We start from the raw sequence: 18,807 nt of genomic DNA, 5'->3' as shown, positions 1-18,807 counted from the left end.
GTTTGCAGTAACTTTGCAGGATATAAAGAAGTAACAAGATGAGTCTGACAGGAATTGTAAGACCGCTGTTTGCTAAGCGATGGCGGGAACTGGAGAAACATAATACACAAGGAGAACAGTTGCAGCGTGAGGTGCTGGCCCATTTGATCAGTAAGGCCAAGGACACAGAGTATGGTCGTGAGCATCTCTTTGCAGCAACAAAGGGTTATGATGATTTTGTACGTAATAACCCCGTCAATACTTATGAGGAATTGAAAGGTGATATCGACCGTATGCGTCAGGGTGAGGCTAATATCCTTTGGCCGGGCCGTGTCAAGTGGTATGCCAAATCAAGTGGCACGACGAACGATAAGTCGAAGTTCATCCCTGTTTCGTCAGATGGTCTGAAACATGTTCATTATAAGGGTGGTGCCGATGTGGTAGCTCTCTATCTGCGTAATAATCCCCAAAGTCGTATGTTTGATGGAAGGGGATTGATTCTGGGTGGAAGTCATGCGCCCAACTATAACCTTCCTGGTTCTTTGGTAGGTGACCTCAGCGCTATTCTTATTGAGAATATCAACCCCATCGTCAATCTGGTACGTGTGCCTTCAAAGCAGACGGCCCTGTTGAGCGACTTTGAAGTGAAGCGCGACCGCATAGCCCGTGAGGCAATGAACAAGAATGTAACCAACCTCTCTGGTGTACCCTCGTGGATGTTGTCAGTACTGAATCGCGTGATGGAGCTCTCTGGCAAGACCCATTTGGAGGAGGTATGGCCTAACCTTGAGGTATTCTTTCATGGCGGTGTGGCCTTTACGCCTTATCGTGAGCAGTACGAGAAACTGATTACCAGTCCGAAGATGCATTATATGGAGACCTATAATGCCAGTGAGGGCTTCTTCGGTATTCAGGACGATCCTGCTGACAAATCCATGTTGCTGATGCTCGACTATGATGTCTTCTATGAGTTTCAGGAGATGGGCACGGATACAATTGTACCGTTGTGGGGCGTGGAGACTGGTAAGAACTATGCGATGCTCATTTCTACCTCCTGTGGTCTGTGGCGTTACATGATTGGCGACACGGTGCAGTTTACCTCTACGAATCCCTATAAGTTCTTTATCTCAGGACGTACCAAGTCATTCATCAATGCCTTTGGTGAGGAACTCATCGTTGATAATGCGGAGCAGGGACTGAAATACGCATGTGAGGTGACAGGCGCCCAGGTCCTTGAATACACGGCGGCTCCTGTCTTTATGGACCAGAATGCAAAATGCCGTCATCAGTGGCTTATCGAGTTCTCTAAGGCTCCTGAGAATCTGCAGCAGTTTGCCGAAATCCTCGACCGCAAGCTTCAGGAACTGAACAGCGACTATGAGGCTAAGCGTTTCAAGGATATCACCTTGCAGCATCTGGAGATTATCCCTGCCCGTGAGAATCTCTTCAACGACTGGCTGAAATCAAAAGGAAAATTGGGCGGGCAGCATAAGGTGCCTCGTCTCAGTAACAGCCGCAACCAACTTGAGGAGTTGCTCGCGTTAAATGAGAAATGAAAAATGAAAGATATGATCAGATCTGGTAGAAATAAATCGTGGAAAGATATTCTGGGGAATATGGTTCTCATATCCCTCGTCTTCCATCTTTCATCTTTCATCTCCTCCTGTGCCCGCATGGGGACTCCTGACGGTGGATGGTATGATGACACACCTCCCAGTGTAGTCGGTTCCACACCCGACGATAGGGGAGTCAATGTGAAGGCACATAAGGTGACCATCAACTTCGATGAATACATCAAGATAGAGGATGCCCAGAATAAAGTTATTATCTCACCGCCCCAGATAGAGCAGGCCGAGGTCAAGGCAGCCGGTCGCAGGATTATTGTGGATCTGAAAGACTCGCTGAAGGAGAATACTACCTATACCATTGATTTCAGCGATGCTATCACGGATAATAACGAGGGTAACCCTATGGGTAATTATACTTTCAGCTTCTCTACGGGCGACCATATTGATACGCTGGAAGTCTCGGGCTATTGCCTGAATGCAGAGAACCTGGAACCTATCAAGGGCATGCTGGTGGGGTTGTACGACTCTTTCGAAGACTCTCTCTTCCATAAAAAGCCCATGATGCGTGTCTCACGCACGAATGGTAGTGGCCGGTTCACGATTAAGGGTGTTGCTCCTGGCACCTATCGCTGTTTTGCCTTGCAGGATGCTGATGGCGATTTCCTGTTTGGTCAGAAGAGTGAGATGATAGCCTTCAATCATGACAGTATCGTTCCCTCATGGCGCCCGGATATTCGTCAGGATACTATCTGGCGTGATTCCCTTCATATAGCCAATATCCTGCAGGTGAACTATACCCATTTCCTGCCAGATGATATCACATTGCTGTGTTTTCAGGAGCCTCAGACCGATCGCTATCTGCTGAAGACGGAGCGTAAGGACCCCAATCGCCTGGGTATCTTCTTTACTTATGGCAGTGACTCGCTACCTCGTCTTCGTGGCTTGAATTTCGATAGCGAGAATGCCTTTATCCTGGAGGCTTCGCAGAAGAACGACACGCTGACCTACTGGCTGGCTGATACCACGCTTGTGAATCAGGACACCCTGACCATTGAGAAAACATTCCTGATGACAGATTCGCTGGGTAACCTGGTAGAGTTTACGGATACCACGGAGTTTGTGTCAAAGGTGCCTTATGCTAAGCGTTTGAAGGAGCGGCAGAAGGAGTATGACGAGTGGAAGAAGGAACAAGACAGGAAGAAAAAGCGTAAGGAGCCTTATGATTCCATCATGCCTCCGAAGTATATGAACATCAAGTGGAGTGTAACAGGACAGATGGATCCAGGACAGCGTATCTATTTTGATGCACCAGAACCTCTCCGTCGTTGTGATACCACAGCTGTGCATCTCTTCTCAGTGGTTGACTCTGTAGAGACGCCTGTGCCTCTCTCCCTGCGGCAGATAGGGGTAAGACGCTATGAACTGTTGAGCGAGCGCGAGCAGGGTGTAGACTATAAACTGCTCATCGATTCGGCAGCCTTCGAGAGCATCTATGGTCAGATTACGAAGAAGATAGAACATAAGTTCAAACTGCGTCCTGAGGAGGAATATGCTTATCTGACTGTAGAAATCAGCGGATGTCAGTCTACTGACTCTGTTATCGTACAGCTGATGGATACACAGGACAGGGTGCAGCGTCAGGTGCTGGCCGATGCATCGGGCGTGGCAGAGTTTATGTATCTGAAGCCAGGTAACTACTATCTGCGTGCTTATATCGATAAGAACGGCAATGGTCAGTGGGATACTGGTGTCTATGACCAGGACCTGCAGCCCGAGCCTGTTTATTATAACCGTCAGATGATTGATTGCAAGGCTAAATGGGAGGCCACGCGTCAGTGGAATCTCACGGCAACGCCTCTTTATAAGCAGAAGCCTATGGCTATCACCAAGCAGAAGCCCGACAAGGGGAAGCAGCTGCGCAATCGCAATCTTGACAGAGCAAAGTCAAAGGGTATTGATTACCTGAATCAGAATCATAAATAAGAACATTAAACCTGATGAAAATGAAGAAATGTTTGTTTATCCTATTTATGCTGCTCCCACTGAGCATGAGTGCCCAGTCTAAGTGCGGCATTGAGAATACAGCCTTCAATGGTGGTGAGTTCTTAGCTTACGACCTCTATTTCAATTGGAAGTTCGTATGGTTTAAGGTGGGTACGGCATCTATGTCTACTGTGACTTCCACATTCAAGGGACAGAAGGCCTATCGCACCAGCCTGACCACCCGTGGCAACAGTAAGTTGGATGGCGTCTTCGTGATGCGCGACACCTTGTTGTCTTATTGCAGTGCGAAAGACCTCTCGCCACTCTATTTCCGCAAGGGTGCCCTGGAAGGTAAGCGCTATTATGTAGATGAACTGTGGTATACCTATCCCCGTAATAACTGTCATCTGCGTATGCACCGTATTGATGCCGATGGTGAGGAACACTGGAACGATAAGGAATATGCTGAGTGTATCTATGATATGATGAGCATCTTCTTGCGTGCGCGCAACTTTGATGCTTCCGGCATGAAGAAGGGTGATATCATCCCTCTGCCTATCAGCGATGCCCGTAGTCTTACCAATTCGTGGATGACTTATCGTGGTAAGGAGAACTATAAGATTGACGGTACAAACGAGAAGTTCCGTTGCCTGGTATTCTCTTTCTATGAGCGCGAGGACGGCAAGAACCACGAGTTGATCCGTTTCTATGTGACCGACGACAATAACCATATCCCAGTACGTCTGGATATGTTCCTTAGCTTCGGTAGTGCCAAGGCTTTCCTGAAGACCTACAAGGGTGTGCGAGGTCCTATGACATCGAAAATCAAGTAACCTATAAAAAAAAGGTTTCCCAAACAACATCGGGAAACCTCTCTTTTTTTTATGCCTTGAGTGCTCGCATGGCATTGAGCACAGCCAGTACCGTGACGCCTACGTCGGCAAATACGGCAAGCCACATGGTCGCGATGCCGAAGGCAGCAAGAATCAGTACGGCAACCTTCACGCCAATGGCAAACCAGATATTCTGACGTGCAATGCCTATTGTACGACGTGCTATGCGCACGGCTGTAGCTATCTTTGACGGCTGGTCGTCCATCAACACCACATCCGCAGCTTCTATTGCAGCATCGCTTCCTAAGCCTCCCATGGCAATACCTACATCGGCACGTGCCAGAACGGGTGCATCGTTGATGCCGTCGCCTACGAATGCGAGTTTAGATGGCTGATGGCTGATGGCTGATATCTGAGTGACTTTGTCAGTAGGCAGCAGTTCTGCGTGATATTCATCGATACCCAGTTGCTGGGCTACACGACTGGCCACCTCTTCACGATCGCCTGTCAGCATAACGGTCTTCTTCACACCCAACTTCTTCAGTTGGGCAATCGCTTCAGCACTGTCGGCTTTCACCTGATCATTGATAACAATATGACCGGCATAGACATAAGGCGACAGGTGATGGGTGACAGGTGACAGACGATGAGGGGTAGATGATTCCTCTGCTATAGCCACATGTACGATGGTTCCCTCGTCGCCATGCTCGCATTGGTGCCATTCCACGCCTACGAGTTCCATCATCTTTGTATTGCCTACGCATACCATTTTCTCGCCTACCTTGGCTCGGATGCCTTTGCCGGCAATCTCTTCAACATCTGTAACCTTGCAGCCGTCTGTACCCTCGTTGGGAAAAGCATCACGAAGGGCGGCACCAATGGGGTGGCTGGTAGAATGCTCCACATGGGCTGCCAGGTGCAACAGCTGGTATTCGCTGCATATCTCGGGGTGTACGGCTTGAACGGCAAAGCGCCCATGCGTCAGCGTGCCGGTCTTGTCGAACACCACGGTATCTACCTTCGACAAGATATCCAGGTAGTTGGCTCCCTTCACCAAAATGCCCTTTCTTGATGCGCCACCAATACCACCGAAGAAGGTGAGGGGAACGCTGATTACCAGGGCGCAGGGACAACTGACCACAAGGAACATCAAGGCACGATAGAGCCATGTAACGAAACTGCCTCCGAAGAGTGTGGGAATGATGACGATAGCCAGTGCCAGGAATACCACGATGGGTGTGTAGATACGGGCGAATCGTGTGATGAAGGCTTCGCTCTGCGACTTGTGTTCACCGGCATCTTCAACCAGTTTGATGATTTTCGATACCGTGCTCTCGCCAAAGGTCTTGGTGGTGCGCAAGGTGATAACACCGCTCAGGTTGATGCAGCCAGAGATAATCTCGTCGCCCTCGTTGACCTCAAGAGGTACGCTCTCGCCTGTCAAGGCCATTGTGTTCAGACTGGAAGTACCGCTGACGATGGTACCATCCAAGGGTACTTTCTCACCTGGACGCACCTCGATAATGGTGCCCACGGCCACCTGCTCAGGACTGACAGTCTCTTCAGAACCCGCTACACGTGCTATGTCGGGACGGATATCCATCAGGTGCGAGATGCTTGTGCGACTCTTTCCTTCAGCGTAGCCCTCGAAGAACTCACCTACCTGAAAGAACAACATCACGAAGACGGCCTCTGGAAATTCCGTCTCGGCACCAGGCATAAACCCGATGCTGAGGGCACCGATGGTAGCTACCGACATCAGGAAATGTTCGTTGAAAGGGTCGCCATGGGCCAGTCCCTCTGCAGCTTCCTTCAGTGTGCCGGATCCTATTAAAAGATAAGGAACCAGATAAACCAGTAGCAGTTGCCAGGTAGGCAGACTTGTATTCTTCTCAATGATAACGGCTCCTGTCAGAAGGAGGATGGTGATGCCAATGAGCCACAGCTGACGATGTCCGCTATGCTCGTGATGATGGTGGTGATGCTCGTGCTCATGATGCTCATGATGATGATGCTCATGTGCACAACACTCATGTTCATGATGATGATGATGTTCGTGTGCCATAATTTCAATATATTTTTTTTCTGGCTGCAAAATTACGATAAATAAATTGCAACTTGGTTGCAAAGCTTATTTTTTTATTCCTTTACTCTGTTTCTTTCTTCTTTTTTATTAACTTTGCACCATGTTAAACCAACAAGAATGTGAACAACTGCTCCTTGAGCACGGCATTAAGCCTACAGCTAATCGTATCGTCATAGTGAAGACACTAGCCGATGCCGAGAATCCTATGTCGCTTACTGAATTGGAGTACAAGATTCTGTCAATTGACAAATCTGGCGTATTTAGAGCGCTGACTCTTTTCCGTGAGCACCATTTGGTACACGTCATAGAAGATGGTGGCGATGGCGTGCGCTATGAACTTTGTCATAGTCAGAGTGATCATGAGCATGATGACGACCAGCATGTGCATTTCTATTGCGAACGTTGTCATCGCACATTCTGTATTTCAGATGTTCCCATTCCTGCCGTACAATTGCCGCAGGGCTATCAACTGCATAGCATCAACTACATGGCGAAAGGTATCTGTCCGGATTGCCAGTCTTAGATATTCAGTCCATAACTTTGTTTGATTTCGCTCATTACGAAGGTGCTCTCAATGGCGCTGATATTCTCAATATCGCCCAGTTTGTTGAGTACAAACTCCTGATATTGCTTCATGTCGCGTGCGCGTACTTTTAATAGATAGTCGTAGGCACCCGAGGTGTTGTAGCACTCGGTGACCTCGGGGATACGCATGATGCGCCGTGTGAACGAGTCGGCCATCTCGTGGTTAATCTGCTGGAGTTTCACTTTGCAAAAGACCAGCAGACCCTGATTCAGTTTGTCAGGGTCGAGAATAGCTACGTACTTCTTGATATAGCCTTTCTTCTCCAGTCGTTTCTGACGCTCAAAGACGGGCGTAGGAGTCAGATGGACGGCATCGGCCAACTCTTTTGTGGTCAGTTTCGCGTTCCTCTGCAGCGTTTTCAGTATCTGCAGGTCGGTTTCATCTAAGATTTCAGCCATAGCAAATATTCTTTTGTTTGGTGCAAAAGTATGGATATTTTCTGAGGTGCACAAGGAATTTGGAAAATAAAACTTAATTTTTCGTCCAATTTGCCTGCTAAATAAGACATATTTTGTATTTTTGCCACCGCAATGAAGAGAAAGGCAAGCAGAGTCCAAAAGTTATGCACGGCATTTGTGGCGGTGCTCCTCGCGCTATTGGTAGTACAAGTTGCGGGAGGGGTGACGCTGGTTCGTTGTCTGCATAGCGGAAGGGTTCATATTGCCTCGCTGACGGAGTTAGCCACGCGTTCACACGACACGATGTATGTCGATGAAGACTGCATCGGTATGGATGAGATGGACATGCAACAATGCATGGAATACGATGTGGAACAGTTGTCTGCATCGGTTCAGCCCCCTGTGCTACACCCCGACTTCACTGTTGTCCAACCCGTTTTATTCACTATTGCGAGTCTCTGGTCAGATATGCCGGAGATCGTTGCCAAGCCCCAGGACCTGTTCTGCCCTGACAAGGTGCCGATACCCCCGCGGGCATATCTGGCGAAAATCCGCATCCTTCTTATTTGATTCTCACGACGTTCCTTTTATAAGGCTGGGCATGGTGTGTCCTGCCACAAAAGTCGTAAGTATCAATTAAATAATAAGGATAAAAAACTGGAAATGAACATACATATCTATAAGGTGCTGGCCTGTGTGCTTGCCACCTTTTCCCTACCACAAAATGAACTCTTGGCACAAACGGACAGTACGGCGACGATAAAGGACCAGACACTCAAGGAGGTGATGGTGGTGAAGCGTCGCTCGGGTACTATCAAATTGCGTAATGTCGATAATGCATCGCTCATCACAGGACAGGAACTGCTGAAGGCGGCCTGCTGCAACCTTGGCGAGAGTTTCACAACGAACCCTTCTGTTGACGTGAACTATAGTGATGCCGCAACAGGTGCCAAGCAGATTAAGTTACTGGGTCTTTCAGGCACTTATGTGCAGATGCTCACTGAGAACCTGCCCAACTTCCGTGGTGCTGCAGCACCCTATTCGCTGGGCTATATCCCAGGACCCTGGATGAAAAGTATCATGGTGTCGAAGGGCGCCTCGTCGGTACGCAATGGCTACGAGTCAATAACCGGCCAGATTAACGTGGATTATCTGAAACCGGAGGATGAAGAGGGAGCCACTATTAATCTCTATGGCAACACGAAGAGCAAGATGGAAGCCAATGCCGACGGTAACATCCATCTGGGTAAGGTGAACACAGAGATACTGGGCCACTACGAGAACGACTGGGGACACCACGACGACAATGGCGATGGATTTCTGGATCAGCCCAATGTACGTCAGGTAAACCTTCAGAACCGTTGGCAGTACGCCGGACAAACCTATATCTTCCATGGCGGTCTTGGTTTGCTGGACGAGCAGCGCGATGGTGGTCAGACCCACCATACGGCACCCCACGTCCACAACCCCTACGAGATTGGCCTGAAGACCCGTCGCTATGAGGCCCACATGAAGCATGCCTTCATACTGGATGCCGAAAAAGGTACGAATGTCGCGCTGATGGCCAGCGGCTCACTCCACAATCTCGAAGCTTTGTATGGCAAGAAGTCCTATGACGTGGACGAGAAAAACGGTTATCTGCAACTGATGTTCGAGACCAATCTGACGAAGTTGCATAACCTCTCAGCTGGATTCTCGCTCAACCATGACTACCTGAAGGAAAAGTTGAGTGTGACCAGCGAAACACAGACTGTCACCAAGGAGACGACACCTGGCGCATACCTGCAGTACACGTTGAATATCAACGATAAGATTGTGGCGATGGCTGGCTTGCGTGCCGACCATAGCAGTCATTACGGAACGTTTGTCACGCCCCGCCTGCACTTGAAATATGCCCCGTCCGATGTCCTAACCCTGCGCGTATCAGCTGGTAAAGGCTATCGCACACCTTTTGCACTGGCCGAGAACAACTATCTGCTGGCCAGCGGACGCACACTGGTTGTTGACGACCTGAAGCAGGAAGAGGCGTGGAACTATGGCATCTCTGCTGCATGGAGCATCCCACTTGCCGATAAACTGTTGAAGGTGAATGCCGAGTACTACTACACGCATTTCCTGCAGCAGATGCTCATCGACTACGACAGTAATCCACAGCAGATTCGTCTGGCCAACCTCGATGGCAAGTCGTATTCACATACCTTCCAGGTTGATGTGAGCTACCCCGTGGTAAACGGACTGGAACTGACGGCAGCCTATCGTCTGAATGACGTGCGTGCCACCTATGGCGGCGAGTTGCGTGAGAAGCCTTTGCAGAGCAAATACAAAGGTCTGCTTACGGCCAGTTATAAGACACCGCTCGGTCTGTGGCAGTTTGATGCCACGTTCCAGCTCAATGGCGGTGGCCGTATGCCCGATCCCTATCAGAAGACCGACGGCACACTCTCCTGGGACCGCCGGTTCCCAGCCTATGGACAGTTGAACGCGCAGGTGACGCGCTGGTTCCGCCATTTCTCTGTCTACGTTGGTGGCGAGAACCTCACGGGCTACCGTCAGGAGAATTCCATCATCGGCGCCTCCGACCCATGGGGCAGTGAGTTCGAGCCAACCATGGTGTGGGGACCCGTTCACGGACGTATGTTCTATGCCGGCATACGTGTAAACTTAGGAAAGAAACTTTAAAAACAAAAAACAATACGATTATGAAGAAAGCATTCGTTTCATTCGCCCTGATGCTTATGACACTGGGCGTATCGGCCAAGGACATCAAGACCCTCGTCGTAACCACTGAGCCACAGATGCATTGCGCCAGCTGTGAAAACAAAATCAAGGGCAACCTGCGTTTCGAGAAAGGTGTCAAGGGTATTGACTGCAACATTCCCGATCAGCGTGTCACCATCACCTATGATGCTGACAAGAACAAGCCTGAAAACCTCATCAAGGCCTTCGAGAAATTCGGATATAAGGCCACTCAGGTGAAAAAAGACGAGAAAAAAGAAGAAAAAAAGCAGGACGATAAGACGAAAAAGACCGATAAATAAGGCGTTTCGAAGCATGTAGAAGAATATTATTCTGCAAAGATGGTGTAAAATAACACTATACGGAATAATCTTCTGCGAAATTTAATATTATAGAGATATCTTCTGGATTTCGAAAGAAATTTGGGAGATATTTCTTTTTGCCGTACCTTTGCATCGTCGAAAAGACACAAGAACAGGTTTAAAAGACACAGTAACAAATTAACAAATAAAAGAAAGGAAAAGATTATGGCACAGAACAAGAATTACCGTTTCGAGACTTTGCAACTCCACGTAGGCCAAGAACAGGCTGACCCCGCAACCGACGCCCGCGCCGTGCCCATCTATCAGACCACGTCGTATGTGTTCCGTAACTCACAGCATGCTGCCGACCGCTTTGGTCTGCGCGATGCAGGTAATATCTATGGTCGTCTGACCAACTCAACCCAGGGCGTGTTTGAAGACCGTGTGGCCGCCCTCGAGGGTGGTGTGGCAGGTCTGGCTGTGGCTTCTGGTGCCGCTGCTATCACCTATGCCCTGCAGAATATTGTGCAGGCTGGCGACCATATCGTAGCTGCCGACAACCTCTATGGTGGCTCATACAACCTGATAACCCATACGCTGGCGACACAGGGCATCTCTAACACGATTATCAACGTGAACGACCTCGACGCCCTGGAAGCAGCAATCAGACCCAACACAAAAGTAATATATGCCGAGACCTTCGGCAACCCCAACAGTGATGTGCTCGACCTTGAAGGTGTGGCAGCAGTAGCCCACAAGCACGGCATTCCATTTATTGTCGATAATACCTTTGGAACACCTTATCTCATCCGTCCGCTGGAACATGGCGCAGATATTGTTGTGCATTCTGCTACCAAGTTCCTGGGCGGCCACGGCACCAGCCTCGGTGGTGTGATAGTAGATGGAGGTAAGTTTGACTGGAAGCAGAACGATAAGTTCCCCACGCTCTCTAAGCCCGATCCCTCGTACCATGGCATCGTATTCGCTGATGCCGTTGGTGCAGCTGCTTACGTGACCCGTATCCGTGCCGTTGTTCTGCGCGACACCGGTGCAGCTATCTCACCTTTCAACGCTTTTATCTTGTTGCAGGGTGTTGAGACACTGAGTTTACGTGTGGAGCGTCATGTAGAGAATGCTCTGAAAATTGTTGATTTCCTGGCTAAGCATCCCAAGGTGGCTGCCGTACATCATCCCGCTCTCGAGAATCACCGTGACCATGCTCTCTACCAGAAGTATTTCCCCAATGGTGGTGGCAGCATCTTTACCTTCGAGGTTAAGGGTGGTCAGGAAGAGGCCTGGAAGTTTATTGATGCCCTGCAGATCTTCTCACTGCTTGCTAATGTGGCCGATGTGAAGAGTCTGGTGATCCATCCCTACACCACCACTCACTCACAGCTCTCCCCAGAGGAACTGGCCGAACAGCACATCACGCCTTCAACCATCCGTTTGAGTATTGGTACGGAGCATATTGATGATATCATTGAAGATTTGGCTCAGGCACTGGACAAAATTGATAATTGACAATTGATAATTGACAGTTGACAATTGGTAATTGATAATTAATTCGTACTTTTGCACCCATAAATGTGAACTGGACAATGAATTATATCTTAGCAGACAATCAGGAATTGACTCGTTTTGCGTTGGAAAATCTACTCCAACAGGACGAAACAGCAGTAGTGTATCGTGCATTCGACAAGGCCGGACTGGTGGCCTTGCTCAAAGAGCATGAGAGTGCCATTGTGATTCTAGACTACACGCTGTTTGATTTCACCGACGAGGATCAACTCCTGATTGTCGCTGAGCGTTTCGCTTTATCTCAGTGGGTGCTTCTCAGCGAAGAGCTGACTTCCCGTTTCCTGCGTCGTGTGGTCTATTCATCACATCAGTTTAGTGTTGTGTTTAAGGATGGCCCCTTGCAAGAGGTCCGTGAGGCTCTGCAATCGGCTAGTCGTCATAACAGATATATCAGCCAGCGCGCGCTGGAGGCTATTATCAGTCAGCAGCAGGAGGAGGACGAGCAACCCAGTGTGCTCACAAATACAGAGACAGAGATTGTGAAGGCCATTGCTCAGGGAAAGACCACGAAGGAGATTGCCAGTGAGCGTTTTTCGAGTGTTCACACAATTACTACTCATCGTAAGAATATCTTTCGCAAGCTTGGTGTAAACACTGCTCATGAGGTTGTGAAATATGCGTTGCGAGCGGGACTCATTGACTCGTCAGAGTTCTATATATAAAAATTTAAGGTAAAAAAATTGGTAAGGATGAACAAACAGACAGTTGCAATCAACACCCCTTTTGTACGGCCAGATGTCTATGGAGCACTGGCCGTACCTGTGTATAATAATGTTGCTTTTGAATTTGATGATGCTGCAGAGATGGCGGATGCTTTCTGTAACCGTATCAAGGCACCAGACTATGCTCGTGTAGAAAATCCCACGGTGACAAATATCGAGCAGCGTGTGAAGGCCTTGACGGGTGCCGACCACGTGACGGCCTTCAACTCTGGCATGGCAGCTATCAGTAACACGCTGTTGGCCGTGACCGCACAGGGCCGGAATATCGTATCGTCGCATCACCTCTTTGGCAATACGCTGGCTCTTATCTCCACCACGCTGAAGCGGTTTGGGGTGGAACCGCGACTGCGCAATCTCACCAACCTGGAGGCTGTGGCTGAGGCTATCGATGAAAAGACTTGTGCCGTGTTTCTTGAAGTGGTAACCAATCCGCAGTTGGAGGTAGCCAACCTGAAAGCGATAGCAGAGATAGCCCATAAGAAGGGTGTACCTGTGATAGCCGACTCTACTGTCATTCCCTTTACGGAGACAAATCTAAAAGCGCTGGGTGTTGATGTGGAGGTGGTGTCGAGCACCAAGTATCTCTCGGGTGGCGGCACCTCGCTGGGCGGACTCGTCATTGACTATGGCACCTTCCCTGAGATTAATAAGCGGGTGAAATATGAGTTGCTCTTCAACCTGGGGGCCTACATGACGCCGCAGGCCGCCTATATGCAGACGCTGGGACTGGAAACGCTCGACGTGCGTTACCAGCGTCAGGCCGGCAACGCCCTGTGGCTGGCACACGAGCTGAGTAAGGTGGTGAAGGTCAACTATGTGGGGTTGGAGGATAATCCTTATCATGCCTTGGCTTTGCAGCAGTTTGGCCCTACTGCAGGTGCTATGTTCACCATCGACCTGGCATCGAAAGAAGTCTGTTTCCGTTTCCTGAACCGCCTGCAACTGGTACATCGTGCCACCAACCTCTTTGACAGTCGCACGCTGGCCATCCATCCTGCCTCTACCATCTTTGGTAACTTCCCTGAGGAGCAACTGAAAGAGATGGACGTACGTCAGACCACCATCCGCCTGTCTATCGGGTTGGAAAACAAGGAAGACATTCTAAATGATATTCTACAAGCACTCTCATGACTTACGATTTCGATAAAATAGTTGACCGCTCGGGCAGTGGCGACCTGAAGCACGGTGTGCTGCAAGAGCGCTACGGCCGTAGCGACTTGCTGCCCCTGTGGGTGGCCGACATGGATTTTGAGACACCGCAGTTTATTACTGAGGCCCTGCGCCAGCGCCTGGAGCACTCGCTCTTTGGCTACACGGTGGTACCCGATGCGTTGTGGCCCACGGTCATCCAGTGGATTCAGGATCACCATCAGTGGGACGTGAGACGTGAATGGCTCACCTATATACCTGGCATCGTGAAGGGCATCGGTATGGCTGTCAACGTGTTTGTGAAAGAGGACGAGAAAGTGATTATCCAGCCACCCGTCTATCATCCCTTCCGACTGACGCCTGAGGGCAACGGACGTAAGGTGGTGTATAACCCGTTGAAAGAGGTCGGTGGCACCTACGAGATGGACTTCGAGCAATTGGCCGAGGTTGCCGACGACAAGTGTCGCCTGCTGATTCTGAGTAATCCCCACAACCCTGCCGGCATCTGCTGGTCCAGGGAGACGCTGCAGCGCCTGGCCCATTTCTGCTATGAGCACCATATCATTGTGATATCCGACGAGATACATGCCGACATGGCCCTCTTTGGCCATCAGCACGTGCCCTTCGCTTCTGTGAGCGATGAGGCCGCCCAGATCAGCATCACCTTTGGTGCCCCGTCAAAGACATTCAATATAGCGGGCATCGTGAGTAGCTATGCCATCGTGCCCAACGACTCGCTGCGCCGTCGGTTCTACACCTGGCTGGAGGCCAACGAGCTCAACGACCCGCCACTCTTCTCGCCTATCGCCACCATTGCGGCCTACACGCAGCAGGGTGAGGACTATCGTAGGCAGATGCTCGGCTATATCGAGGAGAATATCCGCTTCGTAGAGGATTATTGCAGGGAGCACCTGCCACGGATAAACCCCTGGCGCCCACAGGCCTCGTTCCTCGTATGGCTTGATTGTCGCGAACTGGGTCTCAGTCATGACCAGCTCGTGGACCTCTTTGTCAACCGTGCCCACCTGGCCCTGAACGACGGGGCCATGTTCTTTGCAAAACAAAGCGGTAATGACGGCTCTGGCTTCATGCGTCTCAACGTCGGCACACCCCGTGCTATCCTCCGTCAGGCGCTGGAGCAGTTGCGTGCAGCTATTGCTCAGAATGTGTAGTCCATCACGTTGGCAGGCGCCCTGTCGTTGTCCAGCTCCTGTTTCATAAACGCGAAATAGGGGGCTGAGTGGTCAAAGAACTGGCGATAGCCGGCGCATAGCCAGTTCAGTCCGGGATTGCCGTAGCAGTCCTTCGTGAACCGGTTTCTGGGACATTCTCCATGACATATATTCAAGTGCTTGCATTCGCGGCATTGCTGAGGCAGTGTCGCTTTTTTATTGTTGCCAAAGGTCGTCTGCCGTTCGCCGTAGAGCATCTCCGTGAGCGTCTGCTGGTGGATGTTGCCCAACCGGTATTCAGGAAATACGAAGTGGTCGCAGCTGTACAAGTCGCCGTTATACTCCATCACGCCGGCATGCCCGCAACTCTCAGCCATAGCACATACACCAGGGGCAACACCTGCATAGTTGGCCAGGGTGGCGTCAAACAACTGTATGAAATATGTGCCTACATCCTGCCGTACCCATTCGTCGAATAGCTCACAAAGGAATCGTCCCCATTGCTCGGGTGTGACTGAGAAAGGTGCCAGCGACAGCGCCTCCTCATCGGCCAGCGATGCCAGATGCCGACCGTCCTCGTGGCCCTTGATACGCTCCACCACGGGCGTAAACTGGATATAGTGGCAGCCTATCTCCTTGAAGAAATGATAGAACGGTAGAGGCGCCTCCGCATTCAGATTGTTGACCACCGCCATCGCGTTCCAGTCCACACCGTGCCTGTTGAGTATCTCAATGCCCCTCATCACCTGCGCGAACGAGGGCTCGCCGCCCCGACTCCTGCGATAGGCATCATGAAAAGGCTCGGGACCGTCTATCGACACCCCCACTAGCATGTTATGTCGCTTGAAGAATGCCGCCCATTCATCGTTAATCAGCGTGCCGTTGGTCTGAAAGCAGTTGTTGATTGTCCTCCCCCTGCCATACTGCTGTTGCAGTCGGATAGCCTTCTCATAGAATCCGATGGGACGCAGCAGTGGTTCTCCCCCATGCCAGGTAAAGAGAATCTCGTTCATGGTCTGCGCCTCTATATACTGGCGCGTGAACCGTTCCAGCACCTCGTCGCTCATCACCTGGCGCGCGTCGTCCCTATACAGATGCTTCTTCTCCGTATAGTAGCAGTATTTGCATGTCATATTACATGATGCGCCTACAGCCTTTGTCATCACATACATGGGATGTGAGAAAGGGGCAATCATATTACTACAGTTCCTTTCTTGTTAGTAGTTGCAAAAATACTAGAAGATTTGGATTCCACAAAATTTTTCTATGGAAACCTTCCCGTTAGGTTAAAAAACAATAAATTAGCCTCCGATAATTTTGACTTTTACCTCTCTTTCTGAGTCTGATAAATATAAACTAAAAATCTTTTTCCTAATGATACGATTATTGACAATCATAGTTTTGCTGGCCTTTGCAAATATGATGCAGGGCAAGAACGATGTAGAGATGATTACCATCAATGTTGACTCACCACTGAATGCTCAGCAGAAAGTAACGGCCCACATGAAGGCAGGCAACTATGATGGCACCATCGGCATAAAGTTGCGTGGCAACAGTTCGCTGTCTTTCAATCAGAAGAAATACACCATTGAACTGCGCGATGGCGAAGGCAAGGAAATAAATGCTCCCCTGATGGGTATGCCGGCCCATAGCGACTGGGTGTTGCTGGCTCCTTATAACGACGTCTCTATGGTGCGCGATCCCTTGGCTTTCCAATTGTGGCGCGACATGGGGCACTGGGGACCACGCACGCGGATGGTGGAACTGACGCTCAATGGCGAGTATCGTGGCATCTATATCCTCTCAGAGGCGATTAAACGGGGAGAGCATCGTGTAAACATCAGCAAACTGAAAAAGAGTGATGTTGAGGGACGTGATGTCACGGGCGGTTATCTGCTCCGTATCGACACCTTTGACGAAGACGACGCTACCTTTAAGTCGAAGGTGCCTGGCATCGGCGATGGCATCATGACCAGTGAGATTACTTGGTCGTGTATCTATCCAAAGAAAAAGAAACTACAGCCAGAGCAGCTGGACTATATCCAGCGTTTCATAGATACGATGGAGCAAGTCATCCAGTCAGACTATTTTGCCGACCCCAAGCGTGGCTATGCTAAGTATATCGATGTACCGTCGTTTGTGGACTATTTCATCCATACCGAACTGAGTCTGAATGCCGATGGTTATAAGCGGAGTGCCTATTTTTATAAGGAGAAGCAGCATGCTGACGGCACTGGCGGCAGACTGGTGGCCGGACCTGTATGGGACTATAATTTGGCATACGGCAATTGTAATTTCTGCAATGCCAATAATATTGAGGCATGGTGTTTTGAAGGTGGGAATACCAATCCGACACCTGCTTTTTGGCAGCGCTTGCTTCAGGATCCAGCTTTCCGAAAGGCTGTCAAGGTGCGCTATCAGGCTCTCAGAAAATCGGTGTTAAGCAACAAGGCCATCAACAGTTATATTGATCGTCATGCCAAATTATTGGCTCCCTATATAGATCGTCACTTCGAACTATATCCAGAGCTCTTTGGTACAGATGCTCCATCAGCACCGGGCGGTTTTCCTGGTTTTGGCGGCTTCCCACCTATGGGGCAGATGCCTGCTTTCGGTGGAGGAAATATGATAAGTTGGTTTGCGGCCTATCGCGTACAGTCTTATGATGAAGAGATTCGAATTCTGAAGCAGTGGTTGGCCGACCGTCTGTCATTTCTTGATCGTAATATCGCGCGTTTCGATAAAGACTGGCAGCCCCGCATCCAGCAACCAAAAGAAATTAAGGCTGCTCCGTTTGGCGGCTTTGGCGGTTTCGGTGGCTTCATGCGCCTGAATTAACCGCGTATCAGGATACTTCTTCTCGCTAACGCTTACATTGTGGCGTCCTGGACGACTAATCCTGCCAGCATAAAACCAAAGATGGCGGTGATGTGGGCCAGGGTGCCATTAATCTGTGCTTTTGAAGAGCACCACTCGTGGTTCAGGAGACTCTGGTCGCCTGGGCCATTCTGTGCTTTGGGGCACATGCATTGTTCAGTGCCGCAGGTGGCATTATGACCACGGTTTTCCAGTAGCTCATCGCTATACACGCACTGGAACTTGCGCTTGGGGAACTGCTTCTGACTTTTGAACTTCTTTCGCAGGGCGCGTGCCAGGGGGTCGCCTTGCACCTTCCAAAACTCGGTGACCTTGATGCGTGTAGGGTCGAGCTTCAGGGCGGCACCCATCGATGAGAACAGTTTGGCTTTGGTCTTGCAGGCCAGGAGAATCAGGGCAGCCTTGTCCTTTAGCGAGTCAATGGCATCGATGATATAATCATAGGTGTCTAACTGGAAACTGTCGGCAGTCTCTTCCGAGAAGATTTTCTGTAGTGCGGTAATCTCTGCCTTGGGGTTGATGCTGAGCAGGCGCTCTTTCAATGCTTCAACCTTCACCTGACCAACGGTCTTGGTGGTGGCCATCAGCTGGCGGTTGATATTGGTGATGCACACGCGGTCGGAATCGACGATCGTCAACTGGCGGATACCGCTGCGCACCAGACTCTCGGCACACCAGGAGCCTACACCGCCCACGCCAAAGATAATCACACGCTTCTGGGCGATGCCGTCCATCGCCTCCTTGCCGAGCAGCAGCTCACTTCTACGGAATATTGCACTATCTATTGCCATCGTTCTTATTTTGGGTGCAAAGGTACGAAAAAAGGAGGAATTATTAA

General features: G+C 50.0%; 16 protein-coding genes. 12 read left to right on the top strand and 4 right to left on the bottom strand.

Annotation, left to right across the window (positions count from 1 at the left end):
* Positions 1–38 precede the first annotated feature (38 nt).
* From L6466_RS13830 to L6466_RS13820, 3 genes are read left to right on the top strand one after another with little or no spacing between them, the layout of a single operon-like run.
* Positions 39–1,535: a GH3 auxin-responsive promoter family protein gene (locus L6466_RS13830; RefSeq protein ID WP_091819163.1), complete on the top strand. Its 1,497-nt coding sequence runs from the start codon at positions 39–41 to the stop codon at positions 1,533–1,535.
* Positions 1,536–1,547: 12 nt separating this feature from the next.
* A complete protein-coding gene (locus L6466_RS13825; RefSeq protein ID WP_237802494.1) occupies positions 1,548–3,530 on the top strand; it encodes an Ig-like domain-containing protein in 1,983 nt (660 codons plus the stop codon).
* A 20-nt stretch (positions 3,531–3,550) separates the two neighbouring features.
* Positions 3,551–4,363, top strand: coding sequence for a DUF3108 domain-containing protein (locus L6466_RS13820; RefSeq protein ID WP_371836499.1), 813 nt, complete (start codon positions 3,551–3,553; stop codon positions 4,361–4,363).
* A gap of 49 nt (positions 4,364–4,412) precedes the next feature.
* On the opposite strand, the gene L6466_RS13815 is transcribed toward L6466_RS13820, so the two are convergent.
* Positions 4,413–6,428 (bottom strand): heavy metal translocating P-type ATPase, encoded by a 2,016-nt coding sequence (locus L6466_RS13815; RefSeq protein WP_237802495.1) that lies wholly within the window; start codon positions 6,426–6,428, stop codon positions 4,413–4,415.
* 121 nt (positions 6,429–6,549) lie between these two features.
* On the opposite strand from L6466_RS13815, the gene L6466_RS13810 reads away from it, so the two are divergent.
* Positions 6,550–6,972, top strand: coding sequence for a Fur family transcriptional regulator (locus tag L6466_RS13810; RefSeq protein WP_237802496.1), 423 nt, complete (start codon positions 6,550–6,552; stop codon positions 6,970–6,972).
* Here L6466_RS13810 and L6466_RS13805 read toward each other — a convergent pair.
* Complete coding sequence (locus L6466_RS13805; RefSeq protein ID WP_237802497.1) at positions 6,969–7,433, bottom strand: Lrp/AsnC family transcriptional regulator; 465 nt, start codon at positions 7,431–7,433, stop codon at positions 6,969–6,971. The two genes, L6466_RS13810 and L6466_RS13805, sit on opposite strands and share 4 nt — an antisense overlap.
* 132 nt (positions 7,434–7,565) lie before the next feature.
* Here L6466_RS13805 and L6466_RS13800 point away from each other — a divergent pair, with 132 nt between their 5' ends.
* From L6466_RS13800 to L6466_RS13770, 7 genes are all read left to right on the top strand, one after another.
* On the top strand, positions 7,566–8,003 hold the full coding sequence (locus tag L6466_RS13800) for a hypothetical protein (RefSeq protein WP_091819168.1): 438 nt from the start codon (positions 7,566–7,568) through the stop codon (positions 8,001–8,003).
* A 93-nt stretch (positions 8,004–8,096) separates the two neighbouring features.
* Complete coding sequence (locus tag L6466_RS13795; protein WP_237802498.1) at positions 8,097–10,112, top strand: TonB-dependent receptor plug domain-containing protein; 2,016 nt, start codon at positions 8,097–8,099, stop codon at positions 10,110–10,112.
* A 20-nt stretch (positions 10,113–10,132) separates the two neighbouring features.
* Positions 10,133–10,471, top strand: a complete 339-nt coding sequence (locus L6466_RS13790; protein ID WP_237802499.1) for a heavy-metal-associated domain-containing protein — start codon at positions 10,133–10,135, stop codon at positions 10,469–10,471.
* Positions 10,472–10,696: 225 nt separating this feature from the next.
* Positions 10,697–11,992 carry an O-acetylhomoserine aminocarboxypropyltransferase/cysteine synthase family protein gene (locus L6466_RS13785; protein ID WP_237802500.1) on the top strand — a complete coding sequence of 432 codons (1,296 nt, stop codon included), beginning with the start codon at positions 10,697–10,699 and terminating at the stop codon, positions 11,990–11,992.
* Positions 11,993–12,069: 77 nt separating this feature from the next.
* A complete protein-coding gene (locus L6466_RS13780; RefSeq protein WP_237802501.1) occupies positions 12,070–12,711 on the top strand; it encodes a response regulator transcription factor in 642 nt (213 codons plus the stop codon).
* Between the two features lie 27 nt (positions 12,712–12,738).
* A complete protein-coding gene (locus tag L6466_RS13775) occupies positions 12,739–13,902 on the top strand; it encodes a trans-sulfuration enzyme family protein (protein WP_237802502.1) in 1,164 nt (387 codons plus the stop codon).
* A complete protein-coding gene (locus tag L6466_RS13770) occupies positions 13,899–15,092 on the top strand; it encodes a MalY/PatB family protein (protein WP_237802503.1) in 1,194 nt (397 codons plus the stop codon). Before L6466_RS13775 ends, L6466_RS13770 begins: the two co-directional genes overlap by 4 nt.
* Here the strand turns inward: L6466_RS13770 and L6466_RS13765 are convergent.
* Complete coding sequence (locus tag L6466_RS13765; RefSeq protein WP_237802504.1) at positions 15,080–16,288, bottom strand: anaerobic sulfatase-maturation protein; 1,209 nt, start codon at positions 16,286–16,288, stop codon at positions 15,080–15,082. The two genes, L6466_RS13770 and L6466_RS13765, sit on opposite strands and share 13 nt — an antisense overlap.
* Positions 16,289–16,466: 178 nt before the next feature.
* On the opposite strand from L6466_RS13765, the gene L6466_RS13760 reads away from it, so the two are divergent.
* Positions 16,467–17,930: a CotH kinase family protein gene (locus L6466_RS13760; protein WP_237802505.1), complete on the top strand. Its 1,464-nt coding sequence runs from the start codon at positions 16,467–16,469 to the stop codon at positions 17,928–17,930.
* Positions 17,931–17,962: 32 nt separating this feature from the next.
* On the opposite strand, the gene L6466_RS13755 is transcribed toward L6466_RS13760, so the two are convergent.
* The gene (locus L6466_RS13755; protein WP_237802506.1) at positions 17,963–18,760 is read right to left on the bottom strand and encodes a tRNA threonylcarbamoyladenosine dehydratase; all 798 of its coding nucleotides are present in this window, start codon (positions 18,758–18,760) and stop codon (positions 17,963–17,965) included.
* Positions 18,761–18,807 lie beyond the last annotated feature (47 nt).

Source organism: Prevotella communis, from assembly GCF_022024175.1.
Lineage (GTDB): Bacteria > Bacteroidota > Bacteroidia > Bacteroidales > Bacteroidaceae > Prevotella > Prevotella communis.
This window is presented reverse-complemented; position numbering and strand designations above follow the sequence as displayed.